25 protein-coding genes are annotated in these 26,372 nt (G+C 70.8%); 13 read left to right on the top strand and 12 right to left on the bottom strand.

The window, feature by feature from the left end; genetic code table 11:
• Positions 1-26 precede the first annotated feature (26 nt).
• Genes ABD355_RS17935 through ABD355_RS17945 form a run of 3 tightly spaced genes read right to left on the bottom strand, consistent with a single transcriptional unit; the run spans position 27 to position 2,904 of the window.
• Positions 27-836 carry an ABC transporter ATP-binding protein gene (locus ABD355_RS17935; protein ID WP_344401400.1) on the bottom strand — a complete coding sequence of 270 codons (810 nt, stop codon included), beginning with the start codon at positions 834-836 and terminating at the stop codon, positions 27-29.
• Positions 833-1,882: a FecCD family ABC transporter permease gene (locus tag ABD355_RS17940; protein ID WP_344401402.1), complete on the bottom strand. Its 1,050-nt coding sequence runs from the start codon at positions 1,880-1,882 to the stop codon at positions 833-835. Before ABD355_RS17940 ends, ABD355_RS17935 begins: the two co-directional genes overlap by 4 nt.
• On the bottom strand, positions 1,879-2,904 hold the full coding sequence (locus ABD355_RS17945; RefSeq protein ID WP_344401403.1) for a FecCD family ABC transporter permease: 1,026 nt from the start codon (positions 2,902-2,904) through the stop codon (positions 1,879-1,881). The genes ABD355_RS17940 and ABD355_RS17945 overlap by 4 nt, the downstream gene beginning before the upstream one ends.
• Before the next feature lie 175 nt (positions 2,905-3,079).
• Here ABD355_RS17945 and ABD355_RS17950 point away from each other — a divergent pair, with 175 nt between their 5' ends.
• Positions 3,080-3,922: a (2Fe-2S)-binding protein gene (locus ABD355_RS17950; protein ID WP_344401404.1), complete on the top strand. Its 843-nt coding sequence runs from the start codon at positions 3,080-3,082 to the stop codon at positions 3,920-3,922.
• Between the two features lie 76 nt (positions 3,923-3,998).
• Here ABD355_RS17950 and ABD355_RS17955 read toward each other — a convergent pair whose 3' ends face one another.
• On the bottom strand, positions 3,999-5,753 hold the full coding sequence (locus ABD355_RS17955) for an ABC transporter ATP-binding protein (RefSeq protein ID WP_344401405.1): 1,755 nt from the start codon (positions 5,751-5,753) through the stop codon (positions 3,999-4,001).
• 171 nt (positions 5,754-5,924) lie between these two features.
• Between ABD355_RS17955 and ABD355_RS17960 the strand changes: the two genes are divergently transcribed.
• From ABD355_RS17960 to ABD355_RS17975, 4 genes are all read left to right on the top strand, one after another.
• The gene (locus ABD355_RS17960) at positions 5,925-7,010 is read left to right on the top strand and encodes an S-(hydroxymethyl)mycothiol dehydrogenase (protein ID WP_344401406.1); all 1,086 of its coding nucleotides are present in this window, start codon (positions 5,925-5,927) and stop codon (positions 7,008-7,010) included.
• Entirely contained in the window at positions 7,010-7,639 is a 630-nt protein-coding gene (locus ABD355_RS17965) for an MBL fold metallo-hydrolase (protein ID WP_344401407.1), read from the top strand. Before ABD355_RS17960 ends, ABD355_RS17965 begins: the two co-directional genes overlap by 1 nt.
• A gap of 154 nt (positions 7,640-7,793) precedes the next feature.
• Positions 7,794-8,201, top strand: coding sequence for a hypothetical protein (locus ABD355_RS17970; RefSeq protein WP_344401408.1), 408 nt, complete (start codon positions 7,794-7,796; stop codon positions 8,199-8,201).
• A gap of 104 nt (positions 8,202-8,305) precedes the next feature.
• Positions 8,306-9,220, top strand: coding sequence for an SDR family oxidoreductase (locus ABD355_RS17975; RefSeq protein ID WP_344401409.1), 915 nt, complete (start codon positions 8,306-8,308; stop codon positions 9,218-9,220).
• A 2-nt stretch (positions 9,221-9,222) separates the two neighbouring features.
• Here ABD355_RS17975 and ABD355_RS17980 read toward each other — a convergent pair whose 3' ends face one another.
• Positions 9,223-9,759: a hypothetical protein gene (locus tag ABD355_RS17980; protein ID WP_344401411.1), complete on the bottom strand. Its 537-nt coding sequence runs from the start codon at positions 9,757-9,759 to the stop codon at positions 9,223-9,225.
• 49 nt (positions 9,760-9,808) lie between these two features.
• Here ABD355_RS17980 and ABD355_RS17985 point away from each other — a divergent pair, with 49 nt between their 5' ends.
• Both ABD355_RS17985 and ABD355_RS17990 read left to right on the top strand, forming a co-directional pair.
• Positions 9,809-10,606 carry an SDR family NAD(P)-dependent oxidoreductase gene (locus ABD355_RS17985; RefSeq protein WP_344401412.1) on the top strand — a complete coding sequence of 266 codons (798 nt, stop codon included), beginning with the start codon at positions 9,809-9,811 and terminating at the stop codon, positions 10,604-10,606.
• A 200-nt stretch (positions 10,607-10,806) separates the two neighbouring features.
• Positions 10,807-11,505: a L,D-transpeptidase family protein gene (locus ABD355_RS17990; RefSeq protein ID WP_344401413.1), complete on the top strand. Its 699-nt coding sequence runs from the start codon at positions 10,807-10,809 to the stop codon at positions 11,503-11,505.
• Between the two features lie 25 nt (positions 11,506-11,530).
• Here ABD355_RS17990 and ABD355_RS17995 read toward each other — a convergent pair whose 3' ends face one another.
• From ABD355_RS17995 to ABD355_RS18010, 4 genes are read right to left on the bottom strand one after another with little or no spacing between them, the layout of a single operon-like run.
• The gene (locus ABD355_RS17995; protein WP_344401414.1) at positions 11,531-12,730 is read right to left on the bottom strand and encodes a Gfo/Idh/MocA family protein; all 1,200 of its coding nucleotides are present in this window, start codon (positions 12,728-12,730) and stop codon (positions 11,531-11,533) included.
• 29 nt (positions 12,731-12,759) lie between these two features.
• Positions 12,760-14,097, bottom strand: a complete 1,338-nt coding sequence (locus tag ABD355_RS18000) for an ABC transporter substrate-binding protein (protein ID WP_344401415.1) — start codon at positions 14,095-14,097, stop codon at positions 12,760-12,762.
• A 21-nt stretch (positions 14,098-14,118) separates the two neighbouring features.
• Positions 14,119-15,036 (bottom strand): carbohydrate ABC transporter permease, encoded by a 918-nt coding sequence (locus ABD355_RS18005; protein WP_344401416.1) that lies wholly within the window; start codon positions 15,034-15,036, stop codon positions 14,119-14,121.
• Between the two features lie 19 nt (positions 15,037-15,055).
• Positions 15,056-16,021, bottom strand: coding sequence for a carbohydrate ABC transporter permease (locus ABD355_RS18010; protein ID WP_344401417.1), 966 nt, complete (start codon positions 16,019-16,021; stop codon positions 15,056-15,058).
• Positions 16,022-16,189: 168 nt separating this feature from the next.
• Between ABD355_RS18010 and ABD355_RS18015 the strand changes: the two genes are divergently transcribed.
• The 3 genes from ABD355_RS18015 to ABD355_RS18025 all read left to right on the top strand — a co-directional run bounded on the left by ABD355_RS18015 (position 16,190) and on the right by ABD355_RS18025 (position 18,531).
• Positions 16,190-17,350 carry an ROK family protein gene (locus tag ABD355_RS18015; RefSeq protein ID WP_344401418.1) on the top strand — a complete coding sequence of 387 codons (1,161 nt, stop codon included), beginning with the start codon at positions 16,190-16,192 and terminating at the stop codon, positions 17,348-17,350.
• A 99-nt stretch (positions 17,351-17,449) separates the two neighbouring features.
• Entirely contained in the window at positions 17,450-17,635 is a 186-nt protein-coding gene (locus ABD355_RS18020) for a hypothetical protein (protein ID WP_030937893.1), read from the top strand.
• 62 nt (positions 17,636-17,697) lie between these two features.
• The gene (locus ABD355_RS18025; RefSeq protein ID WP_344401420.1) at positions 17,698-18,531 is read left to right on the top strand and encodes an EamA family transporter; all 834 of its coding nucleotides are present in this window, start codon (positions 17,698-17,700) and stop codon (positions 18,529-18,531) included.
• A 4-nt stretch (positions 18,532-18,535) separates the two neighbouring features.
• Here the strand turns inward: ABD355_RS18025 and ABD355_RS18030 are convergent, their stop codons facing one another.
• Together ABD355_RS18030 and ABD355_RS18035 are read right to left on the bottom strand one after the other, a co-directional pair.
• The gene (locus ABD355_RS18030) at positions 18,536-19,918 is read right to left on the bottom strand and encodes a S1 family peptidase (RefSeq protein ID WP_344401421.1); all 1,383 of its coding nucleotides are present in this window, start codon (positions 19,916-19,918) and stop codon (positions 18,536-18,538) included.
• A 115-nt stretch (positions 19,919-20,033) separates the two neighbouring features.
• Positions 20,034-20,864: an SAM-dependent methyltransferase gene (locus ABD355_RS18035; RefSeq protein WP_344401422.1), complete on the bottom strand. Its 831-nt coding sequence runs from the start codon at positions 20,862-20,864 to the stop codon at positions 20,034-20,036.
• A 159-nt stretch (positions 20,865-21,023) separates the two neighbouring features.
• On the opposite strand from ABD355_RS18035, the gene ABD355_RS18040 reads away from it, so the two are divergent.
• From ABD355_RS18040 to ABD355_RS18050, 3 genes are all read left to right on the top strand, one after another.
• On the top strand, positions 21,024-22,202 hold the full coding sequence (locus ABD355_RS18040) for a MalY/PatB family protein (protein ID WP_344401423.1): 1,179 nt from the start codon (positions 21,024-21,026) through the stop codon (positions 22,200-22,202).
• Between the two features lie 63 nt (positions 22,203-22,265).
• Complete coding sequence (locus ABD355_RS18045) at positions 22,266-23,009, top strand: type 1 glutamine amidotransferase domain-containing protein (RefSeq protein WP_344401424.1); 744 nt, start codon at positions 22,266-22,268, stop codon at positions 23,007-23,009.
• Between the two features lie 102 nt (positions 23,010-23,111).
• Entirely contained in the window at positions 23,112-23,498 is a 387-nt protein-coding gene (locus ABD355_RS18050) for a PPOX class F420-dependent oxidoreductase (protein WP_344401425.1), read from the top strand.
• Positions 23,499-23,561: 63 nt separating this feature from the next.
• Here the strand turns inward: ABD355_RS18050 and ABD355_RS18055 are convergent, their stop codons facing one another.
• Complete coding sequence (locus ABD355_RS18055) at positions 23,562-26,339, bottom strand: alpha/beta hydrolase (RefSeq protein ID WP_344401426.1); 2,778 nt, start codon at positions 26,337-26,339, stop codon at positions 23,562-23,564.
• Between the last annotated feature and the right edge of the window lie 33 nt (positions 26,340-26,372).

The following is a 26,372-nucleotide window of genomic DNA, read 5'->3' on the forward strand; positions in this document are numbered from 1 at the left end:
GGTCTTTCTGGTAGGGGAGTGGCAGGTCAGGCGGACGCGGCCGGTTGCCGGACCGCGCTGCTTTTCGGGACGACCAGCGGGGTGCCGGTCTCCGGGTCGGGGATCACCCGGCAGTCCACGTCGAACACGGATCTGACCAGGTCCGCGTCGAGGACGTCGGCCGGGGTGCCGGCGGCGGCGAGGCGGCCCTCCTTGAGGACCACCATGTGGTCCGCGTAGCGGGCGGCCTGTCCGAGGTCGTGCAGCACCATCACCACGGTGCGGCCCGCCTCGGCGTGCAGGGCGGCGACCAGGTCGAGGACGTCGAGCTGGTGGCGCAGGTCGAGGAAGGTGGTCGGCTCGTCGAGCAGCAGCAGCTCGGTGTCCTGCGCCAAGGCCAGTGCGATCCAGGCGCGTTGGCGCTGACCGCCGGAGAGCCGGTCGACGGGCTGGTCGCGCAGGGACGCGGTGCCGGTGCGCTCCAGCGCCTCGTCCACCGCCCGCTGGTCCGCCGTCGACCAGGGGCTCAGCAGACGCTGGTGCGGATACCGGCCCAGCCGTACGAGTGCCTCGACGGTGATCGCCTCGGGGGTGACCGGCTGCTGGGGCAGCAGCCCCATCCGGCGGGCGAGCGACCGCGCCGACATACGGTGGATGTCCGCGCCGTCCAGCGTGACAGTACCCGCGGACGGGGCGAGCAGCCGGCTCAGCCCCCGCAACAGGGTCGACTTACCACAGGCGTTGGGCCCCACGATCGCGGTGACGGCGCCACCCGGCAGGGTCAGATCGAGCCCGCCGACGACGAGCCGGTCGCCGTAGCGCAGATCGAGGCCCTGGGTCTGCAACTGGTTGGTCATGCGTGGCTCCTTGGGACGGGTGAGCTCTGCCGGAACATCAGCACCAGCAGCCAGGGCGCGCCCAGCGTGGCGGTGACCGCCCCGACCGGCAGCCCCTCGATCGGCAGCAGGTGCTGCACCACCAGGTCGGAGGCGAGCAGCAGTACCGCTCCGGTGAGACCGGCCAACCCCAGGGACGCGGCCGTCGGCGGACCGGTGACCAGGCGCACGAGGTGCGGCACCGCGAGTGCGACAAAGGTCACCGGGCCGGCGAGCGCGGCCGCGAGCGACGCCAACGCCACGGCGACGAAGAGAAGTTGGAGACGGGCGGCGGACGTCCCAAGACCCAGCGCGCCCGCCGATTCGTCCCCGAGGTCGAGCACGGCCAGCCGCCGGTGCAGTACAAGGGCGGCGGCGAACGCGAGCACCATGGCTCCGGCCGCCCCCCACACCTCCGTCCACGTCCGCCCGTACACCGAGCCGGTGGTCCACTGCAGCGCCGACCCGGCGAGCTCGGCCGGGAAGCGCACGATCATCAGGTTCACGGCGGCGGCCAGCCCAGCCTGCACGGCGAGCCCGGTGAGCACCAGCCGGGTGACGGCGAGCCCGGAACGCCAGGCGAACACGCCCAGCAGCAGCGCCGCGAGCAGGCCGCCGCCCAGCGCGCCGAGGGGGATCAGCGTCTGCGAGGCCCCGGCGGCGATCAGCGCGACCGCACCCAGCGAGGCCCCGCCTGTCACGCCCATGACATCAGGAGACGCCAGGGGATTGCGGAACAGCCGCTGCAGCACACAGCCCGCCGCGCCCAGACCGGCACCGGCGACGATCGCAGCCACCGCCCTGGGCGCCCGGAACTGCTGCACCACCAGTACGTCCCCGGAGTCCCCGAGCCCGACCAGCGCCCGCAGCGCCGTGCCCGCGGGCATGGGCAACTCACCGGTCGCCAGGGAGACGGTGAGCAGCACGAACAGTACGAGGAGACCGCCGGCGGCGAACACCAGCACACGGCGGCGCACCCGCATGCGGGACATGGACTTGGCGGGGTGGGTCGCAACGGTGGCGGTCATCGGGCCACCTTCCGGGCCAGCAGCGCCAGCAGGGGCGCGCCCAGGAACGCCGTCACGATGCCGACCTCCAACTCCGAGGGGCGGAGCACCATCCGGCCGAGGACATCGGCCGCGAGCAGCAGCAGCGGTCCGGCGATCAGACAGCCGGGCACCAGCAGCCGGTGGTCGGCGCCCAGCAGGGGACGTACGAGATGGGGCGCGGCGAGGCCGATGAAGGCGACCGGCCCGGCCATGGCAACCGCCGATCCGGCGAGCAGGACCACCGCGATGCCGCCGGCCAGCCGGATCCGGGCCACCGGCACCCCGAGCGCCTGGGCCGAATCGTCGCCCAGGGCAAGGGCGTTGAGGGCGGGGGACACGGCGAGGGCGACCACCAGGCCGAGCAGCAGGGTCGGCAGCACCGGCCACAGCACGTCGAGGGGCCTGCCGGACAGGGATCCGGCCAGCCAGAAGCGGGCCTCGTCGAGGGTGCGCTGGTTCAGCAGCATCACGGCCGACGTCCAGGACAGCAGCACGAGTTGGAGCACGGTGCCGCCGAGGGCGAGCCGTACGGGATCGATGTCCCCGGCGCGGCGGGCCAGCGCCTGGGCGAACAGGGCGGCGCCCGCGGCCCCGGCGAACGCGAACCACACGTACTGCACAGGGTCGTTGAGCTTCAGCGCGAAGATCGCGACGACGACGGCGAAACCGGCGCCCGCGTTGATGCCGAGGGTGGTCGGTGACGCGAGCGGATTGCGCGTGATGCCCTGCGCGACGGCCCCCGCGACCCCAAGCGCGGCCCCCACCGCGAGACCGATGACGGTGCGCGGCAGCCGCAGCCCGGTGACCACGAGCGCCTCCCGGCCCCGGGCGTGGCCGAAGAGTGCGTCGGCCACGGTGGGCAGGGGCACCGACCGGGCACCGAGCGCGAGGCTCAGCGCGGTGCAGAGCACCAGGGCGCCCAGTCCGGCGAGGAACAGGGGGAGGCGTCTGAGGGCAGGGGAGGGCACACCGACAGGTGCGCCCCGTTGGGTCGCAGTCACAAGCCGTGAGCTTAGGCTAGCCTTCCTTTACTTTTCAATCGGCCGTGAAGTGACGCTGACGTGGGGATTCCATGATCGGCGGCGCCGAACACCCTGCCGATCACCGTCATCCGGTGTGAAGTAAGGTGAGGCTTACCTTCTCGGTTTCCTTTGAACGTCCTGTGCTGGAGCGTCCATGTCCGTGGCTCTGAAGACCCCGCCCGCCGGTGCCGTCACGCATGCCCTCGACGGCGCCTACCGCAGACTCGCCGGCCTCTGCGAAGCGCTGGACGTACGGGTCGTCGAGCCGGGCGACGCACCGCAGGACGCGGTCACGGCAGCCGAGTTGGCGTCGGACCGCGGCCTGCTCGACGCCTTCGTCGACGCCGAGGCGGCCCGCATCCACGCCCGGTACGGCGTCACCGCGCGCCGCGACGTCGCCGCCTCACGCGCCCTGCACGACTACGCCTGGACCCTCGGCGTCCTGCTGGGCGGGACGTGGTACCTCGAACGGCGCGTACCCCGCATCCGCCCCGAGGACCTGCGCCTCGACCTCGCCACGGGTGCGTACGCGATCACCGCCGGCACCGAACTCGCCTGCCTGCCCGGCGACCCCCTCGCCTCACGTCCCGGCACACTGACGGCCACTCAGGAAGAGTCCCTGCGGGCCGCGTTGCGCATGTCGATGGCCGACCACATGCGCCCGCTGCTGTCCGCGATCGGCCCCGTCGCACGACGCGGCGCGCGTTCCCTCTGGGGCCTGGTCGCCGACGACCTCGTATCCGGCATCTGGTACCTCGGCCGCATGCTCGGCCAGGAGGCCACCGCCGTACGAGCCGCCACCGAAGTCCTCCCGATCGCCGTACCCCCGTACCCGACGGGCGCAGCCTTCCGCCACCTGACAACCGACGACGGCCGCCGGCACCCCACCCGCACACGCACCGGCTGCTGCATGTTCTACGCAATCCGCCCCACCGAGGCCTGCGTGACATGCCCTCGCACAAGCGACGCCGAGCGTCTGCGCCGACTCCAGAACTGAGAAAGAGACGGTTCGGGAGCGCCCCTTCAAGGGGCGCGGGGAACTGCGCGACCAGCCACAACGAAGCCGCAGACGCTCAATCAGCGGTGGCAAGAAACTGCGTGGCCGCAAGCTCCGCATACAACGGATCCCCGGCAACCAACTCCCGGTGGGTCCCCACAGCCCGCACCCGCCCCGCATCCATCACCACAATCCGCTCAGCCATCGTCACGGTGGACAGCCGGTGCGCAACAACAAGAACGGTAGTAGTCCGGGCGACGTCGTCGACCGTATCCCGCAGCGCCGCCTCATTCACCGCGTCCAACTGCGACGTCGCCTCGTCGAGCAACAGCAGCCGAGGCCGGCGCAGCAACGCGCGGGCGATGGCGACCCGCTGCCGCTCACCGCCCGACAGCTTGGTGCCGCGGTGCCCCACCAGCGTGTCAAGGCCGCCGGGCAGCCGGGCGACCAGACCGTCCAGCCGGGTGGTCTTCAGCACGCGCGCCACGGCGTCGTCGTCCGCATCCGGGTTGCCCAGCAGCAGATTGTCCCGCAGTGAACCCGACAGCACGGGAGCGTCCTGCTCCACATAGCCGATCGCCGACCGGAGCCGCGGCAACTCCCAGTCCTGCAGGGCGATTCCGTCCAGGGTGATGGTCCCGGACTCGGGATCGTAGAACCGCTCGATGAGCGAGAACACCGTCGTCTTGCCCGCGCCGGACGGGCCGACGAACGCCGTCATGCCACGCGCGGGCACGGCGAACGTCACCCCGTGATGGACGTACGGCAGATCGTCGGCGTACCGGAAGCGGACCTCGTCGAAGGCGACCGCAGCCGGCTCGGCGCCCGGAGTGGGCAACGGCGCGGGCAGGGCCGCCGGTTCGGAGGGCAGACCCAGCGCCTCCTGGATGCGGGCGAGAGCCGCGGCACCCGTCTGGTACTGCGTGATCGCGCCGACCACCTGCTGGATCGGCGACATGAGATAGAAGACGTAGAGCAGGAAGGCGACCAGGGTGCCCACCTGGATGGCTCCCGTCGCCACCCGTGCCCCGCCCACCGCGAGCACCGTGATGAAGGCGATCTGCATCGCGAGGCCGGCCGTGTTGCCCGCCGCCGCCGACCACTTGGCGGCGCGCACGCTCTGCCGCCACGACTCCTCGGCGGCCTCGTGCAGGGTCTGCTCCTCGCGGTCCTCGGCGCCCGAGGCCTTCACCGTGCGCAGCGCGCCGAGAATCCGCTCCAGCGAGGCCCCCATCACGCCGACCGCGTCCTGCGCCTGCCGACTGGCCCGGTTGATGCGCGGCACGATCACTCCGAGCACCGTGCCCGCCCCGAGGATCACGCACAGGGTGACGCCGAGCAGCACCGGATCCACCAGCCCCATCATCACCACCGTCGCGACGAGCGTGAGCCCGCCCGTGCCCAGGCCGACCAGCGAATCGGTGGTGACCTCGCGCAGCAGCGTGGTGTCGGAGGTGATGCGGGCCATCAGGTCGCCCGGTTCGCTGCGGTCCACCGCGGGGATGCGCAGCCGCAGCAGATACGAGGACAGGGCGCGCCGTGCGCCGAGCACCACCGACTCCGCGGTCCGCCGCAGCACATACGAACCGAGCGCGCCGAGCGCGGCGTTGGTGACCACCAGCCCCGACATGGCCAGCAGCGCGCCGGTGATGGCCCGGTCGTGCGCCAGATCGTCGATCAGCCCCTTGGCCACCAGCGGCAGCAGCAGCCCGGTGGCCCCCGTGACCAGCGACAACAGTGCGCCCGTCAGCAGGGACCACCGGTGCGGTCGTACATAGGCGAGGAGCAGCCGCCAGGCGGGCGGTCGGGGCTCGGACTCGGCGATGCTCACGGCGCTCCTCGGGAGTCGTGCGGAGCATTCAGGCTACGTCGGCGCCCGCCCCCGAGGCCCGGCCGCTCCCGCACGGGGGCGGCACGAACGCGGCGGGCTCCGGCACCGTTACTGATCAGTCACCTCTAGTGTCGGAAGCACGGACATCCGCAGACGAAAGGTTTCAACGCCATGGCGCAGGAAGTACGCGGCGTGATCGCACCGGGCAAGGGCGAGCCGGTGCGGGTGGAGACGATCGTCGTGCCGGACCCCGGCCCGGGGGAGGCGGTCGTACGGATCCAGGCGTGCGGGGTGTGTCATACCGATCTGCACTACAAGCAGGGCGGTATCAGCGACGACTTCCCCTTCCTGCTCGGTCATGAGGCGGCCGGTGTGGTGGAGTCGGTCGGCGCGGGCGTCACGGACGTCGCACCCGGTGACTTCGTGATCCTCAACTGGCGTGCCGTGTGCGGGAATTGCCGGGCCTGTCTGCGCGGGCGGCCCTGGTACTGCTTCAACACCCACAACGCCGAGCAGAAGATGACCCTCACCGACGGCACCGAACTGTCCCCGGCGCTGGGCATCGGCGCGTTCGCGGAGAAGACCCTGGTCGCGGCCGGGCAGTGCACCAAGGTGAATGCGAGCGTCGCGCCGCAGGTGGCCGGGCTGCTGGGCTGCGGGGTGATGGCCGGTATCGGCGCGGCGATCAACACCGGCAACGTCGGCCGCGGCGACACGGTCGCCGTCATCGGCTGCGGCGGCGTGGGTGACGCGGCGATCGCGGGAGCGAACCTGGCAGGCGCTGCGAAGATCATCGCGGTGGACATCGACGACCGGAAGCTTGCCAAGGCACGCGAGATGGGCGCCACACACACGGTCAACTCCAAGGAGAGCGACCCGGTGGAGGCCATCCGCGAGCTGACCGGCGGCTTCGGCGCCGACGTCGTCATCGAGGCGGTGGGCCGCCCGGAGACGTACAAGCAGGCGTTCTACGCCCGCGACCTCGCCGGCACGGTCGTCCTCGTCGGAGTGCCCACCCCCGAGATGAAGCTCGAACTGCCCCTCCTGGACGTGTTCGGGCGCGGCGGATCGCTGAAGTCGTCCTGGTACGGCGACTGCCTTCCCTCCCGCGACTTCCCGATGCTGATCGACCTGCATCTGCAGGGCCGGCTGCCGCTGGACAAGTTCGTCACCGAGACCATCCAACTCACCGACGTGGAGAAGGCGTTCGAGCGGATGCACCACGGCGACGTGCTGCGCTCGGTGGTGGTGCTGTGATGGCCGCACGCATCGAACGCCTCGTCACCTCCGGCACCTTCAGCCTCGACGGCGGCACCTGGGAGGTCGACAACAACGTGTGGATCGTCGGCGACGACCACGAGGTCATCGTCATCGACGCGGCCCACGACGCCGACGCCGTCGCCGAGGCCGTCGGCGACCGCCGCCTGGCGGCCATCGTGTGCACCCACGCCCACAACGACCACATCGACGCCGCGCCCGCGCTCGCCGACCGCACCGGCGCCACCATCTGGCTGCACCCCGACGACCTGCCGCTGTGGAAGCTCACCCACCCCGACCGCGACCCCGACGCCCACCTGGCCGACGGGCAGGTCATCGAGGCGGCAGGGGTCGACCTGACGGTCCTGCACACCCCGGGTCATGCGCCGGGCGCCGTCTGCCTGTACGACCCCGCCCTTGCCGCGGTCTTCACCGGTGACACCCTCTTCCAGGGCGGCCCCGGCGCGACCGGCCGCTCCTACTCCCACTTCCCGACGATCATCGACTCCATCCGCGACCGCCTGCTCACCCTTCCCGCGGAGACCAAGGTCCTCACCGGCCACGGCGATCCGACCACCATCGGAGCCGAAGCACCCCACCTGGAGGAGTGGATCGCCCGCGGCCACTGAGGCCGGATCGTGGCCACCCGGGCCGACACCCATCGGGCCGGAGAGCCCCTGGTCGGCGGAACCGCGCCCTGCCGCATGAGTACGCGTACTCATGCCTCGCGGCCGTCCGCCGACGCAGACTGACGACTCCGTAACCGATCATCAGGGAGTAAGCGTGAGACGTACCCAACTGGTTCTGACGGCGCTGGTGGCCTTAGGGGCGATCGCGGCCGGAACCGGATCCGCCGCGGCGGACGACGTGCTGCTGCCGGATCCCGGGGAGGACGGCCTGCTGTGGGTGACGGGGCAGACGGGCGACGGTGGCGCCGTGTCGGCCGGTGCGACCCAGTATCGGCGGACCGTCCTGACCGTGGCCTGCAAAGGCGGCGGCCACGTGAGGGTGACGATGCAGTCGCTGGACACGCAGGTGGCAGAGTTCTCCGTCCGCTGTCCGGCCAGGTCCGCCGGCGTCGGCTCGGTGACCTTGGACCAGGGCGTCGTCCAGTCGGGGTCCTTCGGGGTGGGCATCCATGCCTCGAAGCAGACGATCCGGTGGGCACTGACGGTCGCGCAGCCGAGGTGACGCCCGTCCCGAGGACGACGCAACACTCGGCATAAAGACGACAGAAGATGTCCGGCTTACCCGGCAGTGTGAAGGCGACAGACGCGTTCAACGGGAGGCCGGACATGTCGCAGCCGCTGAAGGGCAAGGTCGCACTGGTCGCCGGGGCGACACGTGGAGCCGGACGAGGCATCGCCGTGGAACTCGGCGCGACCGGTGCCACGGTGTACGTCACCGGACGCACCACCCGTGCGCAGCCCTCGGAGTACGACCGCCCCGAGACCATCGAGGACACCGCCGACCTCGTCACCGAGGCGGGCGGCCAGGGCATCGCCGTACCCACCGACCATCTCGACCCCGCACAGGTCCGCACCCTCGTGGACCGCATCGCGGACGAACAGGGCCGCCTCGACATCCTCGTCAACGACATCTGGGGCGGCGAGCACCTCTTCGCCTGGGACAGGCCTCTGTGGGAGCACGACCTCGACGACGGACTCCGGCTGCTGCGGCTCGCCGTCGAGACCCACGCGATCACCAGCCACCACGCCCTGCCCCTCCTGCTGCGCCGGCCCGGCGGCCTGGTCGTGGAGGTCACCGACGGAACCGCCGAGTACAACCGCGACACCTACCGCGTCTCCTTCTTCTACGACCTCGCCAAGGCGTCCGTGCTGCGCATGGCCTTCGCCCTGGCCCATGAACTCGGACCGCGCGGGGCGACGGCCGTCGCGCTGACACCCGGCTGGCTGCGCTCGGAGATCATGCTCGACCAGTTCGGCGTCCGCGAGAACAACTGGCGCGACGCCCTCGAACGCGTCCCTCACTTCGCCATCTCCGAGACCCCGCACTACGTGGGCCGCGCCGTCGCCGCCCTCGCAGCCGACCCCGACGCGGCCCGGTGGAACGGCGCGTCCCTCTCCAGCGGCTCACTCGCCCGGGAGTACGGCTTCACGGACCTCGACGGCAGCCGCCCGGACGCCTGGCGGTACATCGTCGAGGTCCAGGACGCGGGCAAGCCCGCGGACACCACCGGGTACCGATGAGATCAGGAGGGGGACACCGGCGGCAGCTGCCACCGCACCGAGAGGCCCGGTGGCAGCGCCAGGTCGTCGCGTACGGCGACGTAGTAGCCGTCACGTCCGACGCGATGCCGCTCCACCAGCACCTGCCATCTGGCCGGATCACGCGTCCCGTCGCGCAGGAACTGCTCCATCTCCAGCACCACCATGACCCAGCCCCGCGCCTTCTCCACCACCTGCGGACTCCCCAGCAGGAGCAGCGCTTCGCCCACCGGATCCCGGCCCAGAGTGGCCTCGGCCAGCAGCGGTGCGACCTCCTCGGGGGACAGGGGATGCGGGTGGGGGTCGTTGCCGAGGTGGGACGCGGCTCGGCACGCCAGTGTGACGGATTTCTTCAGCGCGCTCGCGTAGTCGGCGTACACCGCGAGCCGCCGCTCCTCCCAACGGACCGTCTGCTCCCGGCGGAAGCGGGCGCCGTCGCTGCGCACGACGGCCAGATAGGAACCGAGCGCTCCGATGACGACGCCGATGAGCGCAGGCAGTTGCTGTATGAACGCGGACATGCCGCACAGTATCGGCCCAGTTGATCGCCGTGGCACTACGGTGCGATCCATGACGGACACAACGCGTTTCGCAGGATACGGAGTTCTCGTCACCGGCGCCGCCCGCGGCATCGGAGCCGCCGTCGCCCGGCGGCTGGCCGGGGAAGGGGCGCGGGTGCTGCTGACCGACGCGGACGCGCCCGAGGCGGCCAGGACCGCGGCGGTCCTGCGTGAAGAGGGCCTGGCGGCCGAGGCGTTGGGGTGCGACGTGGCCGACCGGGCTTCCGTGGAGGCGGCCGTCGCGCATGCCGTGGACGCCTTCGGCTCGCTGGACGTCCTGGTCAACAGCGCGGCGAGCTGCACCCCTGACACCCCGCTGTTCGAGGACGGCCCGGACGAGGCGTGGGACCGCGACCTCGACATCACCCTGACCGGCACCTACCGTTGCTGCCGCGCGGCCCTCCCGCACCTGGCCGCTTCCGGCCGCGGCGCGGTCGTGAGCATCGGTTCCGTCAACGCCCTTCAGGACTTCGGCAACCACGCCTACAGCGCGGCCAAGGCCGCTCTGGTCTCCCTCACCCGCACCATGGCCGCGCACGTCGCCGCACGCGGCGTCCGCGTCAATCTTGTGATGCCCGGCACGGTGCGCACCTCGGCGTGGGAGGGCCGCGAGGACGAGCTGGAGGCACTGCGTCCGCTGTACCCGCTCGGCAGGGTCGGGGAGCCGGACGACATCGCCGCCGCCGTCGCCTTCCTCGCTTCCCGCGAGGCGTCCTGGATCACCGGCACCTCGCTCACGGTCGACGGCGGCGTCACCGCGGTGAACACAGGATTCCTGAGGACGACGCGACAGGACAGGGACCTCTGAGACTGACGGGACCGGTGAGAAACAGGGGCGCTGGCGGCCCGAGGCTGGGGCGTGCATCACGCTGTGACCTGCGGCACTGCGAATGTCACCGTTTCGTCGCATCGTGAGGAGGCCTTGCAACCGATCGCGCCGGACGCCGGTCTAGCTGGCAGGGATCGCAGATCCGACCGAATCCGACCGCGCGAAAGGCAAGGCAGGCCATGGGGGACATACGCAGACGGGGTGCCGTCGTACTCGGGATCACCGGACTGGTGGCGCCGCTCACACTCGCACTGGGCGCAGGGGCGGCCCAGGCGTCTACGAGCTGCACCACGAGCACCGGGCCCTACCAGAAGCAGGTCGAGAAGTTCCTCGGCCTGACCGTCGACGGCAAGCAGTCCGCCACGGACTGCAAGGCGATCAAGGCCTTCCAGACCAAGCACGGCATCACCCCGAACATCGGGTACGCGGGTTCCGTCACCTGGGGCGTGATGGACCTCATGACCAAGCAGCGGGCCGTCGGCAGCAACCCCAACAGGGACGGCGCGTGCCCGACCAACAAGGGCCGCATCGCCTGCGTGAACCTCACCCTCCAGCTCAGCTGGATCCAGGACGGCAGCAGGCTCGTCTACGGCCCCGTCCCGGTCCGCACCGGCCGCAACGGCTACGAGACCCGCACCGGCCTGAAGAAGATCTACTGGCGAGACAAGAACCACGTCTCGAACATCTACAACGTGCCCATGCCCTACAGCCAGTTCTTCGACGGCGGCCAGGCCTTCCACTCGGTCAACCTCAGCATGTGGAACCCGCCCGGCTCGCACGGCTGCGTCAACATGACCCCCACCACGGCCAAGAAGTACTGGGACCTGCTGAAGACCGGCGACGACGTCTTCGTCTACGGCCGCAAGCCGGGCACCTGAGCAGGCACCCGGCCCCGGCTCCCGCCTACTGCGGGGCGTCCCCGAAGTCCGGGATCTCCAGCCTGACCCCGCCCTGCCGCGCCGACTCGTGCGCGACGATGCCCGGCAGGGTGTAACGGGCGGCCACCCACGCGTTCACCGACGGCAGCGACCGCGTGTTCACGGCAGTCACGAAGTCGTCGACCAGGAAGTGGTGGCTGCCCTCGTGCCCGTTGTGCAGATTGTCGAACTCCCGCGGCAGCCGCGCCCGGTCGTGCACCGGCGCCGAACCGGAGGTGAAGGCGGCCCGCAGATCCGGCGCGATGTGCTGGAGTGACGGATCGTCAGCAGACAGGGTGGGCTTGGGCTCCAGCAGCTCACTGATGTCCTTCACTCCCTTCTTGTCCTGCCACAGGGCCACGGTGGCGAGCTGCTCCATGCTCGCCTCGGTCCCGAAGAACCGGAAACGGGACTCACGGATGTGCGAGGGATAGCCCACCCGCCGGAACTCGTTCGTACGGAAGGACCCGCCGCCCGCCACCTCGAACAGCGCGGTGGCGTTGGAGAAGTCGTTGCCGAACTGGCTGACCTCCTTGTCGAAGACGCCGTCGCCGCGCTCGTCGACCACTCCGATCGCAGACACGCTCACCGCGTGCGTCTGCCAGGCGCCGAGCACACCGCCCACCGAGTGCGTGGGGTAGAGCAGCGGGGGATAGCTGGCGGTCTGCTTCCAGTTCTCGCCGCCGCTGTACTGGTACGCCTCGTAGAACCCGAGGTCCATGTCGTGCACGTAGTCGCCCTCGGCGTAGAAGATCCGTCCGAAGGCGCCCTCGGCGATCTGGTTGCGGGCATGCACGGTCGCCGGGTTGTACTGGCTGGTCTCGCCCATCATGTACGTCAGCCCGGTCGCCCTGACCGCCTCGATGATGGCGGCGATCTCCTCCGTGGCTATCGCCATGGGGACCGCCGAGTACACGTGCTTGCCGGCGTTGAGGCCCTGCAGGACCAGCGGCCCGTGGGTCCAGCGCTGGGTGAAGATGGCGACCGCGTCGACGGCCTCCGACTCCAGCATCGCCTGGTACGAGGGGAAGGTGCCCGCCAACTGCTGGGCGGCGGCGAGCTGTTCGGCCCGTTCGGGAAGGAGGTCGGTGACGTAGACGTCGCCGACGCCCGGATGGGCTTGGAAGAGGGTGGCGAACTGGCCGGAGAACTGGCCGGCACCGACGATGCCGAGCGAGAACGTCATGTGAGGCGTGCCCTTCACTGGTCGAGACATCACTGCGAGAGGATGAGATTGATCTGGCCGTTGGTCTGGTCGAGGCTGGTGACGGACTTGTCGCCGCCGAAGATTCCCTGCATGGCCGGGTGCATGAGCGCGTACACGTCCGCCGCGTTGTTGGTGATCGGGAAGGTGAAGGTCCTGAAGTCCTTCTTGTCGGCAACCGGCCTGGTGAATGCCGTGACGTCGATGCCCTTTTTCCTGTAAGCGGCCACCGCGGCCTTCGTCCCGGCGAGGGTGGCCGGGAAGACGATGCCGTAACGGCCTACGATCTTCTGGCAGGCGTCCGAGGACAGGTACCGCACCCACTTCTTGGCGCCCTGCTTGTTGTGGGCGTTCTTGGTGATGGAGTCGGCGAGGCCGTTCATCATGGTGGCGCGCTTGCCGGTCGGGCCGACGGGGGTGGAGGCGGTGGCGACCTTGATGCCCTTCATCGCGTAGTACGTGGAGATCATCCAGGCGCCGTCGAAAGCGGTCGCCGCCTTGCCCGCGGCCACCTGGGCGTTGGCCGGGTTGGCGCCCGCGCTGTAGTCCGTCAGCGGTGCCAGATACCCCTTCTTCGCCAGCCCGAAGTACCACTTGATCACGGACTGGAAGGTCCTGCTGTCGTACCGGTACTTGGTGCCCCAGCGCTTCTTGTCGGTGTAGCTCCAGCCCGCGGACGCCGCGAAGTTGCTCCACTGCGTCTGTCCGTCGCCGTCGCCCCCTCCGCCGGTCGCGAGGCCGTACACCTTGACGTGGTGCTTGTCGAAGCCGGGTTCGTCGCCGCGCCTGCCGTGCACGTCGACCGTCAGGTGGGCGATGGCCTTCTCGAAGCTGCCGCCGTCCTTCGGGTTCCAGGACAGGGCGTCGAGCTGCTGCGGGGTGAGGCCCGCGGCCTTCGTCATCTTCGTGTTGTAGAAGAGGGCAACCGTGTCCCAGTCCTTGGGGGCGCCGTAGCGGTGGCCGTCCTGTCCGATCCAGTTGTCGGCCAGCCCCGACTGGTAGGCGGCCGGGTCGATGCCCAGATCGTCCAGCGGTTCGAGGACCTTCAGATCGGCGAACTGGCCGAACTTCTGGACGTGGTCGGTGAAGACGTCCGGCTGGGTGCCCGCGATGAAGCTCGCGGTCAGCTTGGTCCAGTAGTCGTCCCAGCCCATCTGGCTGATCCTCACGTCCAGGCCCGGGTTCTCCTTCTCGAAGCCCTTCGCGCAGGCCTGGTAGGCGGGCAGCTGGTTGGAGTCCCACAGCCAGTACGTCACCGTGTTCGCGCCCGCTCCTGCCCCGCCGCCCTTCGCACACCCGGCGACCAGCGACAGCGCCAGCGCGCCGGTCAGCGCCACCGTGCTTCGCATCCGAACTCGCATGCCGTCCCCTTACTTGATCCCGGTGAAGCTGATGGTGCTGACGATGCGGCGCGCGAAGAACCCGAAGAGCGCGAGCATCGGAAGCGCGGCGATGAGGGTCGCGGCCATCAGACCGGACCAGTCGTAACCGGTCTGCGGGGTCTGCGCCCGGAAGATGGCCAGCGCCACCGTCAGCACCCGGGAGCTGTCGCTGTAGGACACCATCAGCGGCCAGAAGTAGTCGTTCCAGGAGGTGATGTACGTCAGCACGCCCAGGGTGAGGATGGGCGTGGACGCCATCGGCAGCAGCACCCGGAAGAAGATCCGTACCTTCCCCGCCCCGTCCAGCAGGGCGGCCTCCTCGACCTCGCGCGGGACGTTCATGAAGAACTGACGCAGGAAGAACACCGCGAACGGCGTCATGAACATCGTCGGCAGGGCGATGCCCAACAGCGTGTCCACCAGGTGGAGTTGCTTGATGAGCACGAAGTTCGGCAGCAGTGTGAAGATCGCGGGCACCATCAGCCCGGCCAGGAACAGCCCGAACACCTTGTCCCGGCCGCGCCACCTCAGGCGCGCGAAGGCGTAGGCGGCCATGGCGGAGAAGAAGATCTGGCAGACGGTGATCAGCGTCGAGACGATCACCGAGTTGAGCAGATAGCGCCAGAACTTCAGCCCGCCGCCCGCACCGCCCTGGGCGATCGCCTCCTTCGCCGACTGCAGGCCCAGCGCCCGCTCGAAGCCGCCCGTCGTGAGGTCCACCGGCAGGGGATCGCCGGGATGGGCGGCGAGCGCGGTGTTGGTGGACAGCGCTGTGCGCAGGATCCAGTAGAACGGCAGCAGCGTGATGAGAAGGATCGCGGCCATCGCCGTCCAGGCGGCGATCCGGCCGAGGGAGGGCCGGCGCCTGGTGGGCCGTACGGTCGTGGTGGTTGCCACGGCAGCCATGTCGTTTCTCTCCCTTCCGTCAGCCGAGGTCGCTCTGGCCGGCCCGGGTGAGCCGGTACTGCAGGAACGTGATCGCGCTCAGCACGAGGAGCAGGGCCACGGACATGGCCGAGGCGTAGCCGAACTGGAAGCGGCCGAAGGCGGCGCCGTAGATGTAGTACTGGAGCACGTTGGTGGCGTTGGCCGGGCCGCCCATGGTGGTCACGGTGACGGTGTCGAACACCTGGAACGAGCCGATCACCGTCATGATCAGCACTACCGCCAGCACCGGCCGCAGCAGCGGCAGCGTGATCCGCCAGAACATCCGCCACTCGCTCGCGCCGTCCACCCGGGCCGCCTCGTACATGTCGTTCGGGATGGCCATGAGCCCGGCGAACAGCAGCAGCGCCGTGTATCCGACATGCCGCCACACGTTGATCAGCGCGATCGTGGGGATCGCCCAGTGCTCGTCGGCGAGGAACGGGATGTGGTCGAAGCCGAGGGCCCCGATGATCTGGTTGCCGATGCCGAGCTGGGTGTCCAGGATCCACAGCCAGACAACGCCCGCCACGACGTTCGACATCAGATACGGCGTCAGCACGATCCCGCGCAGCACCGCCGACTGCGTCAGCCGCTGCAGCAGTACGGCGATGGCGAGCGCCGCCACCGTCTGGACACCGATGTTGATGACCACGTACTCGACGGTGACCTTGAGCGAGTCCCAGAAGATCGGGTCGTGGACCATCCGTATGTAGTTGTCCAGACCCACCCACTCGGCCGGAGTGAGCAGGTTGAAGCGGGTGAAGCTCAGATAGATGCCGCGCAGCGTCGGCCAGAGCAGGAAGACCGTGAAGCCGAGCAGCGCCGGCGCGATGAACACCGCGGCCAGCCGTCCGTCGCCCCCGTTCTCACGGGCCTCGGCCCGTCCCGTCCTCTGTTCGGTCCCTGCCCTCTCCCGGCCGCGCAGTGGCAGGCGCGACGGAGGGCTGCTGGAGGCGATGGTCATCGGGAGACTCCCTCGTCCGCGGCGGCTCGTCCTCAGGACACTTACTTTTGGTGCGAAAGAATCAGTGCGTCAAGGGGCCCGTTCACATCTTTTTCGTGGCGGGTTGAGCGCGCTATCCTGACCTGGTTGCTTCCATGACGAAAAAAATCATGTGGGAGTCTGACCTTCATGACCACAGTTGCCGACAGCTGGCTTCCGCTGAGCCCCGGTGAGCGCTCGGTGGCGATCGAGGTGCTCGTGAACGGCCCGCTGTCGCGTACCGAACTCGCCCGGCGGCTCGACCTCTCCGCGGGCAGCCTCACGCGGCTGACCAAACCGCTGATCGAGTCCGGCCTGCTGGTCGAGGTCGCCGAGGCGGGAGCGCCGGCGGAGGTACGCCAGGGGCGTCCCTCGCAGCCGCTGGCCGTCGTCGCCGAGTCCCGTTCCTTCATCGGCTTCAAGATCACCGAGGACATGGTCTACGGCGTCGTGACCACCCTCCGCAGCGACATCGTCGCCCGCTACGACCGCCCGCTCACCACCCACGACCCGGCCGAAGTCGCCGACGTGCTCGCCGAGATGACGGACGAGCTCGCCCGCATCCATCCGCGACTGGCCGGCATCGGAATCGGCGTGGGCGGTCTGGTCGAGGGCCGGGCCGTGGTGGGGGAGTCGCCGTTCCTGCACTGGCGTGATGTCCCGCTGGCAGGGCTGGTGGAGGAGCGCACCGGGCTGCCCGTCGTCGTCGAGAACGACGTCGCCGCCCTGGTCGAGGCGGAGACCTGGTTCGGGGCCGGGCGCGGCCTGGAGCGCTTCGTCGTCCTCACCATCGGCGCCGGCGTCGGTTACGGGCTGGTCCTGGGCGGCAAACGAGTCTCCTGCGCGGAGGAGGACCGCGGCTTCGGCCGCCACTGGATCATCAACCCCAACGGGCCGCTCACCCCCGACGGCGAACGCGGCAGCGCCGTCTCCCTGCTGACCATCTCCAGCATCCGCTACCAGGTCCGGGCCGCCACCGGCCGCGACCGGAGCTACGAGGAGATCCTCGCCCTCGCCGCCGCAGGTGAACCCATGCCCGCCCGCGTCATCGACGAGGCGGCACGCGCCCTCGGCACCTTGGTCGCCCAGATCGCCAACTTCGTCATGCCGCAGAAGATCCTTCTCGCGGGCGAGGGCGTCGGCCTGATGGATGTGGCCGGAGACACGGTGCGGCAGACGATCGCCGCCCACCGGCATCCGATGGCCGGCCCGGTCCCGCTGGAGACCAAGGTGTCCGACTTCCACGACTGGGCACGCGGCGCGGCCGTCCTGGCGATCCAGGTGCTGGTGCTGGGGGCGGCGGAAGCCTGAACTCGGCGAATCACGTGGCCAGATGGACGTGATCAGCAACACGTCCGATATGCCCGCTTGATGTCGCCTTACTCACAGCGCCTTCACCTCCGGAGCCGTATGCTTCACACCATGTCCACCACTGTTGAACCCGTCTCCGAGCGATCGGCAGCCGAGGTCAACGAGGAGATCCGGGCCCTGTGGCGCCGGTCGGGCGGGACACTGAGCGGCGAGCAGCGCGAGGAGTACCAGCGCCTCGTCCTGGAGTGGGCCGCCGCGGCCCCGCAGCCGGCGCGGGCGGCCTGAGCACCACCCGCTGAGGCCCGCCACCGCGCATCGGAGCCCCCGACCGGGGCACCCCACATCGGATGGGCCCTCTCCTCGCACTGACCTCGGCGGTCTGCTACGGCATCGTCGACTTCACCGGCGGCCTGCTGTCCCGCCGCGCCCCCTTCACCTCGATCACCTTCTTCGGCCAGCTGGGCGGCCTGCTCCTTGCGGGCATCGCCGCCCTTTTGGTGCCGGCCGACGCCGTCCGTCCCGCCGACCTGCTCTGGGGAGCCCTGTCCGGCATCGGCAGCGGCACCGCCATGCACTTCCTCAACCGCGGACTGAGCCGCGGCGCCATGAGCGTCGTCGTGCCGATCAGCGCGGTGACCGGCGTCGCCCTGTCCGTGCTGTGCGGCGTGCTCGCCCTCGGTGACCGCCCCGGCGCCCTGGCCTGGACCGGCATCGCGGTGACCGTCCCCGCGCTCTGGCTCGTCGCCGGCGGAGGAGCAGGCGGGCGGGGCGAGGGCGGGCAGGTGGCGGACGGCCTGCTGGCGAGCGCCGGGGTCGCCGTGCAGTACGTCGCACTCGGACTGGCGGGGTCCTCCGCCGGACTGTGGCCGGTGGCCGCCGGCCGCATCGCCGCCGTGCTCCTGCTGCTGCCCACCGCGACCCGGCACCGACGGCACCTGCGGCTGCCGGGACGCCTCACCGCCCAGGCCCTCCTCGTCGGCGCCGGTGCCGCTCTCGGGCTGATCCTCTATCTGCTCGCCGCCCAGCGGCAACTGCTCGCCGTCGCCGTGGTCCTCGCCTCCCTCTACCCGGCACTTCCCGTCGTCCTCGGCCTGGCCCTGCTGCACGAACGCGTCACCCCACGCCAGACGGCCGGCCTGCTGGGCGCCGCGGCCGCCACGGTCCTGCTGACCCTCGGCTGAACCGTCACCCCCAGGTGGCCGAGTAGTAGCGCCGGTACGCCTTGCGGTCCTGTTCGGCGCGGATCCAGCGGGTGGCCACCAGGGCGAGCAGGCTGCCTCCGATCACCAGCATTCCGGGACCGATGTTCTGGGGGTCCGTGAGCCGGCTCAGCAGGGTCGAGCCGTCCGAGATGCCCGTCACCGGAGTCGAGGAGCCGGGCGAGGCCGCGTTCGGTGCGATCGCGCTGTGCGTGGCCGCGGCGGACGGCGCGGCGGAGGGCGCGGCGCCCTGCCCGGCGGCGGCCTGCTTCGACACGATCAACTGCACGCCGAGCGCCTGCATCGCCTTCGTCACCGGCTGGAAGAACGTCGTACCGCCCGATGTGCAGTCACCACTGCCGCCCGAGGTCACGCCCAGCGCGATGCCCTCGGAGAACAACGGGCCGCCGCTGTCCCCGGGCTCGGCGCACACGTTCGTCTCGATGAGGCCGGTGACGGTGCCCTCCGGGTAGTTGACCGTGGCGTCGAGCCCCTTGACCTCGCCGTCGTGCAGACCGCTGGTACTGCCGCTGCGGAAGACCCGTTCCCCGACGGCCGGATCGCCCACCCCCGTGATGCGCACCCCGTTGCCGTTGCCGATGGCCACGATGTCCGCTCCGGCTCCCGCCGCGCCGGTCGCGTACTGGACCAGCGAGAAGTCGCTGCCGGGGAAGTTCTGCTGCACCGTCTTGCCCAGTTGCTGGTTGCCCTGGTTGTCCGCGAACCAGACGGACCCGGTCGGCCCGCAGTGCCCGGCGGTGAGAATGAAGTCGCTCTGCCCGTTGGTCACATTGAAGCCCGCCGAGCAGCGCCCGCCGGTGGACAGGATCGGGGACGCCCCGTTGAGACGGGTGGTGAAGGTGCCCTGGGTGCGCTCCATGCGGACGTAACTGCCGATGCCGCCCGCGACCTTGGTCATCTTCGACCAGTCCGCCGACGAGACGGTGCTGTCGGCCTGCACCACCACCTGGTTCGTCCGGTAGTCCATGACCCATGCCGTGCCCGGCACCCGGGGCGCCGCACGCAGCGTCGACGTCGCCGCCTTGAGCTCGTTCATGCTGTGCGACACCACCTTGGCCTCGGCGCCCGCACGCTTGACCTCGGCCGCCGCCGCGTCGTCGGTCACCGCGACGACCGGACGTCCGTCCGCACCGATCCAGGTGCCCGCCGTACGGGAGGTGCCGAGCTTGGACACGAGCGCGACGCCGGGGTTGGGCGAGGTCCCCGAGGCCTTGAGCGGGAGGGCGGAGGTGCCGGGAGGCTGGCTCGCCATGGCGGCCTGCGTCACCATCGCTCCTCCCAGGAGGAGTCCGCCGACGGCCGCCAGCCGCGTCACTCGCCGGACGATCCGTCGTCGTGCGTGCCTCATGCATGGCTCCCGAAACCGAACGCGCGGCGCGAACACCGCGGGGCCCTCCGGTCGTTGAGCACCCTCCCTCCATACGTGGCCGGGGACGGTCGCGTTCAGCGCGCGGGCGATCTTCTCACCGCTTGCGGCCCACCCCGCCGTACAGGGCCACTTCCTGCGGTTCCCCCGCCTCCGCGGGCTCGGGCCGCCAGCGCGAGCAGGAGACCACGCCGGGCTCCAGAAGCTCCAGACCGTCGAAGAAACGGGCCACGGCCTCCGGAGTGCGCTGGGTCAGCGCCGGGATGCCGTGCTCGTTCCAGAACCGGACCGCCTCGTCCACCTCCGACAGCTCGGGACCCGTGATGGTGTGGGACAGGACGAGATGGCTGCCGGAGGGCAGCGCGTCCATGAGCCGCCGGACCATGCCGTACGGGTCCTCGTCGTCGCCGATGAAGATGACCACCCCGAGCAGCATCAGCGCGACCGGCTGCGTGAAGTCCAGGGTCTCGGCGGCGCGCTCCAGGATCGAGTCGACGTTGCGCAGGTCCTCGTCCAGGTGGTCCGTGCGGCCCTCGGGCGAGCTGGTGAGCAGGGCGCGGGCGTGTGCCAGGACGAGCGGGTCGTTGTCGACGTAGACGATCCGCGCATCCGGGGCGAGACGCTGGGCGACCTCGTGGGTGTTGTCGGCGGTGGGCAGGCCGGTGCCTATGTCGAGGAACTGCCGGATCCCCGCCTCCGTCACCAGGTGACGCACGGCACGCCCCAGGAAGAGACGGTCCGCGCGGGCGTACTCGCCGATGGCCGGATGGAGTTCGCGGATCCGGTCGCCGGCGATGCGGTCGACCTCGTAGTAGTCGCCGCCCCCCAGCCAGTAGTTCCAGATCCGGGCCGTGTGCGGGCGCAGCGTGTCGATGCGGCTGCGCAGCGCCGCGGCGGGATCTTCGGTGGCTGCCGGGTTCTCCGTCACGGGCTCTGCTCCTGGAGTGCCTGATGGTGCGCTGTGTACGACGTCAAACGGCAATCTAGACGGCCGTGTTGACGTCTGCCGAGAGGGCGGTGCGGATCTTTTCCCCGCAGGAGCTTCCAGGTCGTGCCAGGTCACAGCGCAGCCCCTATCTTGTGCCCCATGACCAGCACCCCACATGCCACGTCCGGCGAACCGAACCCCCTGCGTGCACTCTCCCTCGAGCGCCTGCGATGTCGTACGAGCATGAAATGGCGCACCTACCCCGCCGACGTGCTGCCGCTGTGGGTGGCCGAGATGGACGTACCCCTCGCCGAACCCGTCGTCCGCGCCGTCACCGAGGCGCTCGCGCTCGGGGACACCGGCTACCCGGCGGGCACCGCCTACGCCGAGGCGCTCGCCGGGTTCGCCGAGAAGCGCTGGGGATGGGACGGCCTCGCCGTGGAGCGCACCGCGATCGTGCCCGACGTCATGCTGGGTGTCGTCGAGATGCTCAAACTGGTCACCGGGCACGGGGACCCGGTGGTCGTCAACTCGCCCGTGTATCCGCCCTTCTATCAGTTCATCGAGCACATGGACCGGCAGGTGCTGGAGGCTCCACTCGGGGCGGACCTGCGCATCGACCTCGACGCCCTGGAAGACGCCTTCCGGCAGGCGGTCACCGGTGGACGCCGGGCCGCCTATCTGCTGTGCAGCCCCCACAACCCGACCGGCACCGTGCACACCGCCGACGAACTGGCGGCCGTGGCCGCCCTCGCCGACCGGTACGGCGTCCGCGTGATCGCCGACGAGATCCACGCTCCGCTGACCCTCCCGGGCGCCGACTTCGTGCCGTACCTGAGCGTTCCCGGCGGGGAGAGGGGCCTGTCCCTCATGTCCGCGTCGAAGGCGTGGAACCTGGCGGGGCTGAAGGCCGCGCTCGCGATCGCCGGACCCGCGGCCGCCGCCGACCTCGCCCGTCTGCCCGAGGAGGTCGGTCACGGCCCGAGCCACGTCGGCGTCATCGCCCACACGGCCGCTCTGGCCGAGGGCACCGCCTGGCTGGACGCGCTGCTCACCGGCCTCGACGCCAACCGGCGCCTGCTCACCGGACTGCTCGCCGAACACCTCCCCGCCCTCTCCTACCGCCCGGGCGAGGCCACCTACCTGGCCTGGCTCGACTGCCGCGGACTCGGCCTCGGAGAGGATCCGGCGCAGGTGTTCCTGGAGCGGGGGAGGGTGGCCCTGAACTCCGGGATTCCCTTCGGCACCGGCGGGACGGGACACGTACGCCTGAACCTGGCGACCTCACCCGAGGTGATCACGGAGGGCGTCCGGCGGATGGCGGCGGCACTCGCCTGAACCGACCCCCGGATGGCCCGGCAGGGGTGTCATGGACACGTGACACCCCTGCATGATGGCCCCATGCGCGTGCTGATCCCCCTCCCCGACCATGACTTCGACGTCACCGAGGTCGCCGTGCCCTGGCGACTGCTCACCGACGCCGGGCACGAGGTCGTCTTCGCCACCGAGCGCGCCGGGACCCGGCCCGCGGCCGATCCACGGCTGCTGACGGGTGTCCTCTTCGGGCAGCTCGGCGCTGAGGACGAACCCAAGCGGTTCTACGAACAGCTCACCGCGGCACCGGAGTTCACCGCCACGGTCGCCTGGTCCGACGCCGACGTGAGCGAGTACGACGGACTGCTGCTGCCGGGCGGACACGCTCCCGGCATGCGGCAGTACCTCGGCTCGACGGAGCTGCAACGGCAGGTCGCCCGGTTCTGGGCGCTGGGGCGGCCGGTCGGTGCGATCTGCCACGGGGTGCTCGTGCTGGCCCGTACCCGGGATCCCGGTACGGGGCGCAGTGTCCTCGCCGACCGTCGCACGACGTGTCTGCCCAAGTACATGGAGCGCACCGCCTACCTGACCACTGCGTGGCGGCTCGGGCGGTACTACCGGACGTACCCGGCGTATGTGGAGGACGAGGTGCGTTCTGCTCTCGCCGAGCCGGCTGAGCAGTTCGAGCGGGGCCCTCGGGTGCTGACCCAGCGCGGTACTGCGGACGACGACACCTACGCCTTTGTCGTGCAGGACGGCAATTTTCTGTCGGCGCGGTGGCCGGGGGATGCTTATCTTTTCGCGCGTCGGTTTCTGCAGCTTCTCGTGTGAGCTGTCTGCGGGTTCGTCGTGGCTGGCCGCGAACACGTGCGGAGCTGCATATCGGTACAGTCCCGCGCCCCTGCCGGGGTGCTGCCTGCCTAGAATTTCGGTATGGACGACACGTTGCTGGAGCGGCTCGGGGCGGGGAAGTACGTGCTGGTCACCAGTTACCGCAAGAACGGTACGCCGGTTGCCACCCCGGTGTGGGTGGTGCGGGACGGTGACACGCTCGGGGTGTGGACGGCGGCCGACTCCTGGAAGGTGAAGCGGATCCGCGCTCGCGGCGACATCCTCGTCGGCCCCTGCGACATGCGCGGCAACCCCACCGGCGCACAGTTCCCGGCCACCGCGGAGATCGTGGACGAGGCGACCGTCGCCCGCTACCGCGAACTCATCGCCCGCAAGTACGGCATCGTCGGCCGCCTCACCCTGCTCGGCAGCCGGCTGCGCCGGGGTCTGAAGGGCACCGTCGGCATCCGCGTGACGCTGAAGCCCTGAGACGCGTACGGCCGTGTGGTCCTCCCGGGAGGACCACACGGCCGTCACCACCGCCAGCGTGCTCTACGAGCCGTCCAGCACCGTGCCGGTCAGCGCCGGCCCGCCGGGCTGGGGATCACCGTTGTCGTCCGCCAGCTGGAAGCGCACGGACTCGGCAGGCTCCGTCACCCGGTCCTTGACCGTCGGCAGGGTCACCTCCGCACTCAGCTTCCCCTCGGGAACGTCCGCCCCCAGGTAGAGGTACTTGATCTGAGACAGGGGACGCTCCGGATCCGGCGACTCGCCCGAGGCGCCCGCCAGCCACGCCGGGTCGACGTCCTTGGTGGACAGCTCCGGGCCGCCCGTGACCGGGGTGACGACGAACACCAGGCTCAGGTCCACGTCCGCGGCCTCGGACAGGGAGACCTTCCACTTCAGCGGGTTCCCCTCGGTCACCCGGTCCGCCACCGGCGTCACGGTGATCGTGGGCATCGGGTCGTCGTTCTGCACCGTCACACCGCCGCGGTACGAGCCGATGACAGCGCCCCGCACAGCCTTGACGATCACCGTGTGGTCCACGTCGTAGGCGAAGCGCGTGTTGCCCTTCACCTCCACCCGTACGTCGATGTCATGGCCGCCGGGATGCACCGTGACCAGGCGTGCCGTGGCCCTGCCGGTGACCGGGTCGACGACGTACACCCTCGCTTGCCCGCTGCCCTGCCCGGACACCTGCACCGGCACCCGGTACGTGCGGACGCCCGAGTCGCCCTCCTTGACGGTCGTGCGGCCGATGTCGACGCGTGCCAGCGGGGCCTCGTGAACCGCAGGGGTGCCCGGCCGCCAGCCCCAGGCGTCCATCAGCCAGGCCTGCCCGGAGCGTGAACGCGGGGTCAGGTCAAGGGACTTGATGTGCTTGAGGTCGAGACCGGCCCGGGACGCCGCCGACAGCGGGATGCGGACCTCGCGCGCCCAGTAGGAAGCCGTCCGTTCCGTGCCCGGCAGGCCGTCGACAGTCGTGCGGCCGAGGGTGGCCCGCTTCCCACGGGTGTCGGTGAGGGAGACGTCGAGCCTGGTGCCGGTCGAGTCGGGCGGCACGATCACGCGCAGCGCGAGGTCCTCGGCACCGCCCAGCGACACCGGCGCATCCGGGCGCACCCGGACCGCCGACCCCGCCGTCGACCAGTGCAGCGCGACCGCGCGCCGGCCGACCTCACGGTCCGTCTCCCACCGTGCGAAGTGCGGCGAGGCACCCTTCACACGGGATCCCAGACAGGCCACGCGGTCGTCCGGATCGACGGCCGAGCACAGTCGCCCGCCGGTCACCGTGACCTTGCCGTCCGGCAGGAACCCGCCTGCGCGGTTCGCCCCGACCGCGTGCGTGAGTACCCGCGCGGGATCGGCCGACGGCGCCCGGCGGCCCGAGCCGTCCAGCAGGGGCCGTACCCGGTCGTCCCCGGCCACGAACAGCCGGGCCGCTGCCGCGATGTAGGTGCTGCCCGCCTTGTGCTGCTGGTCCGCGGTCAGCCGGGTCGCGGTGCCCGGCGAGCACACCGGGTCGCGGTGGTCGGGGTCGTCGTAGAAGTCGTCCTCGGCGGGCGCCTGGGCCTGCCCCGGGGTCCACTCGGTGTTGAAGAAGTTGTGGTCGGCGCCCACCACGTACACCGCGCTGTGCAGCGCGGCACCCCGGCTGACCGAACGGGTGCCGTCGACGTAGACCTCGCCCTGCAGGTCGGAGACGTCGCCGTCGCAGCCCGGCAGGATCGTCGCCGACGGCACGTCCGCGACCGGGTTCTGGCCGAAGACCGTCGGTCCGATGAGGACGGTGCCGCGGATGTGCCAGCGCACCGGCCCGTGGTAGCCGTCCTGCGCGGCGGGCGGCGGGTCGAGGCTGTCCATCGCCGCACGGTTGACGCCCTCGCCGCCGCGGGAGTGGCCGACGAGCAGTACGCGCGAGAGGTCGGCGGGTGGTGCGTTGCGTACGGCCGCGGGGGCCGAGCCCGGGTCGGCGGCCCAGTCGGCCCAGCGCGCCAGGTGCCGGCGGACCAGCGAGGAGCGGGCCTGTGCGCCGCCGTCCTCGGCCGCGTCGTCCTGGGCGTTGATGCCGTTGGCCGAGATCGACACCGTCACATAACCCTGCGAGGCCAGCAGCCGCTGGTCGCGCAGATAGCCCCGGTAGCTCGGGATCGGCTGCGTGCCCTGCGGGCAGGGCCAGTCGCCGGTCACGTTCGTACGGGTGTAGCAGGTGGAGTGGCGGCCGTGCAGGAACAGGGCGAGCGGCCGGTGGCCGGTGGCGCCCTTCGGGGCGACCACCACGGCACGCATCTCGACCGGCTGGGGGAAGCCGCGCAGCTTCACGGGGTCCAGGTCGTACTCGCCGGTGGTCGTGGCGTACTGGCCCGGTTTCCCGGGGTCCACGGAGTTCGCGGGCAGCCGGGAGGGCGGCGCAACCGCCGCGGAGCGCCGTCCGCCCTGGGTCTCGCTACGGCCTGCGGCGTCCAACTCCCGCCCTGCGGCCCGCACATGAAGCCCCGTGAGCCCGGTTGCCGCCGCGCCTCGCCCGAGGCCCAGACGGAACGTGCGGCCGTCCGTGTCCGGCCGCGGGACGCCCAGCATCCGGCCCCCGGAGTAGAACTCGACCCGCGCGTCTCCCATCGGAACAGGCGCGGTCGAGCGCCAGACGAGCTGCCGGGCCTCACCCTTGCCGGCGATCCGCCAGCCGGGCGGCAGGCCACCGTTCTGGTCGGCGACCGTGCTCGACGGTCTGGCGTCGAGCGGTGGCGCCGCCTGCGCCAGTCCTGGCGATCCCCCCGCCACCGCGAGCACCGCCGCAGCGGTCACCCATATTCGCCGGGCACGGAACAAGGTCCCCTCCTCAAGTACCAAGCAAAAGCACCC

It is taken from the genome of Streptomyces longisporus (genome assembly GCF_039532765.1).
Taxonomy (GTDB): domain Bacteria; phylum Actinomycetota; class Actinomycetes; order Streptomycetales; family Streptomycetaceae; genus Streptomyces; species Streptomyces longisporus.

Coding starts and splice junctions, on each gene's coding strand:
- ABD355_RS17935 (WP_344401400.1), bottom strand. CDS start 836: ATGACCAACCAGTTGCAGACCCAGGGCCTCGATCTGCGCTACGGCGAC.
- ABD355_RS17940 (WP_344401402.1), bottom strand. CDS start 1,882: ATGACCGCCACCGTTGCGACCCACCCCGCCAAGTCCATGTCCCGCATG.
- ABD355_RS17950 (WP_344401404.1), top strand. CDS start 3,080: ATGTCCGTGGCTCTGAAGACCCCGCCCGCCGGTGCCGTCACGCATGCC.
- ABD355_RS17960 (WP_344401406.1), top strand. CDS start 5,925: ATGGCGCAGGAAGTACGCGGCGTGATCGCACCGGGCAAGGGCGAGCCG.
- ABD355_RS17965 (WP_344401407.1), top strand. CDS start 7,010: ATGGCCGCACGCATCGAACGCCTCGTCACCTCCGGCACCTTCAGCCTC.
- ABD355_RS17975 (WP_344401409.1), top strand. CDS start 8,306: ATGTCGCAGCCGCTGAAGGGCAAGGTCGCACTGGTCGCCGGGGCGACA.
- ABD355_RS17980 (WP_344401411.1), bottom strand. CDS start 9,759: ATGTCCGCGTTCATACAGCAACTGCCTGCGCTCATCGGCGTCGTCATC.
- ABD355_RS17985 (WP_344401412.1), top strand. CDS start 9,809: ATGACGGACACAACGCGTTTCGCAGGATACGGAGTTCTCGTCACCGGC.
- ABD355_RS17990 (WP_344401413.1), top strand. CDS start 10,807: ATGGGGGACATACGCAGACGGGGTGCCGTCGTACTCGGGATCACCGGA.
- ABD355_RS17995 (WP_344401414.1), bottom strand. CDS start 12,730: ATGACGTTCTCGCTCGGCATCGTCGGTGCCGGCCAGTTCTCCGGCCAG.
- ABD355_RS18000 (WP_344401415.1), bottom strand. CDS start 14,097: ATGCGAAGCACGGTGGCGCTGACCGGCGCGCTGGCGCTGTCGCTGGTC.
- ABD355_RS18005 (WP_344401416.1), bottom strand. CDS start 15,036: ATGGCTGCCGTGGCAACCACCACGACCGTACGGCCCACCAGGCGCCGG.
- ABD355_RS18010 (WP_344401417.1), bottom strand. CDS start 16,021: ATGACCATCGCCTCCAGCAGCCCTCCGTCGCGCCTGCCACTGCGCGGC.
- ABD355_RS18015 (WP_344401418.1), top strand. CDS start 16,190: ATGACCACAGTTGCCGACAGCTGGCTTCCGCTGAGCCCCGGTGAGCGC.
- ABD355_RS18020 (WP_030937893.1), top strand. CDS start 17,450: ATGCTTCACACCATGTCCACCACTGTTGAACCCGTCTCCGAGCGATCG.
- ABD355_RS18025 (WP_344401420.1), top strand. CDS start 17,698: ATGGGCCCTCTCCTCGCACTGACCTCGGCGGTCTGCTACGGCATCGTC.
- ABD355_RS18030 (WP_344401421.1), bottom strand. CDS start 19,918: ATGAGGCACGCACGACGACGGATCGTCCGGCGAGTGACGCGGCTGGCG.
- ABD355_RS18040 (WP_344401423.1), top strand. CDS start 21,024: ATGACCAGCACCCCACATGCCACGTCCGGCGAACCGAACCCCCTGCGT.
- ABD355_RS18045 (WP_344401424.1), top strand. CDS start 22,266: ATGCGCGTGCTGATCCCCCTCCCCGACCATGACTTCGACGTCACCGAG.
- ABD355_RS18050 (WP_344401425.1), top strand. CDS start 23,112: ATGGACGACACGTTGCTGGAGCGGCTCGGGGCGGGGAAGTACGTGCTG.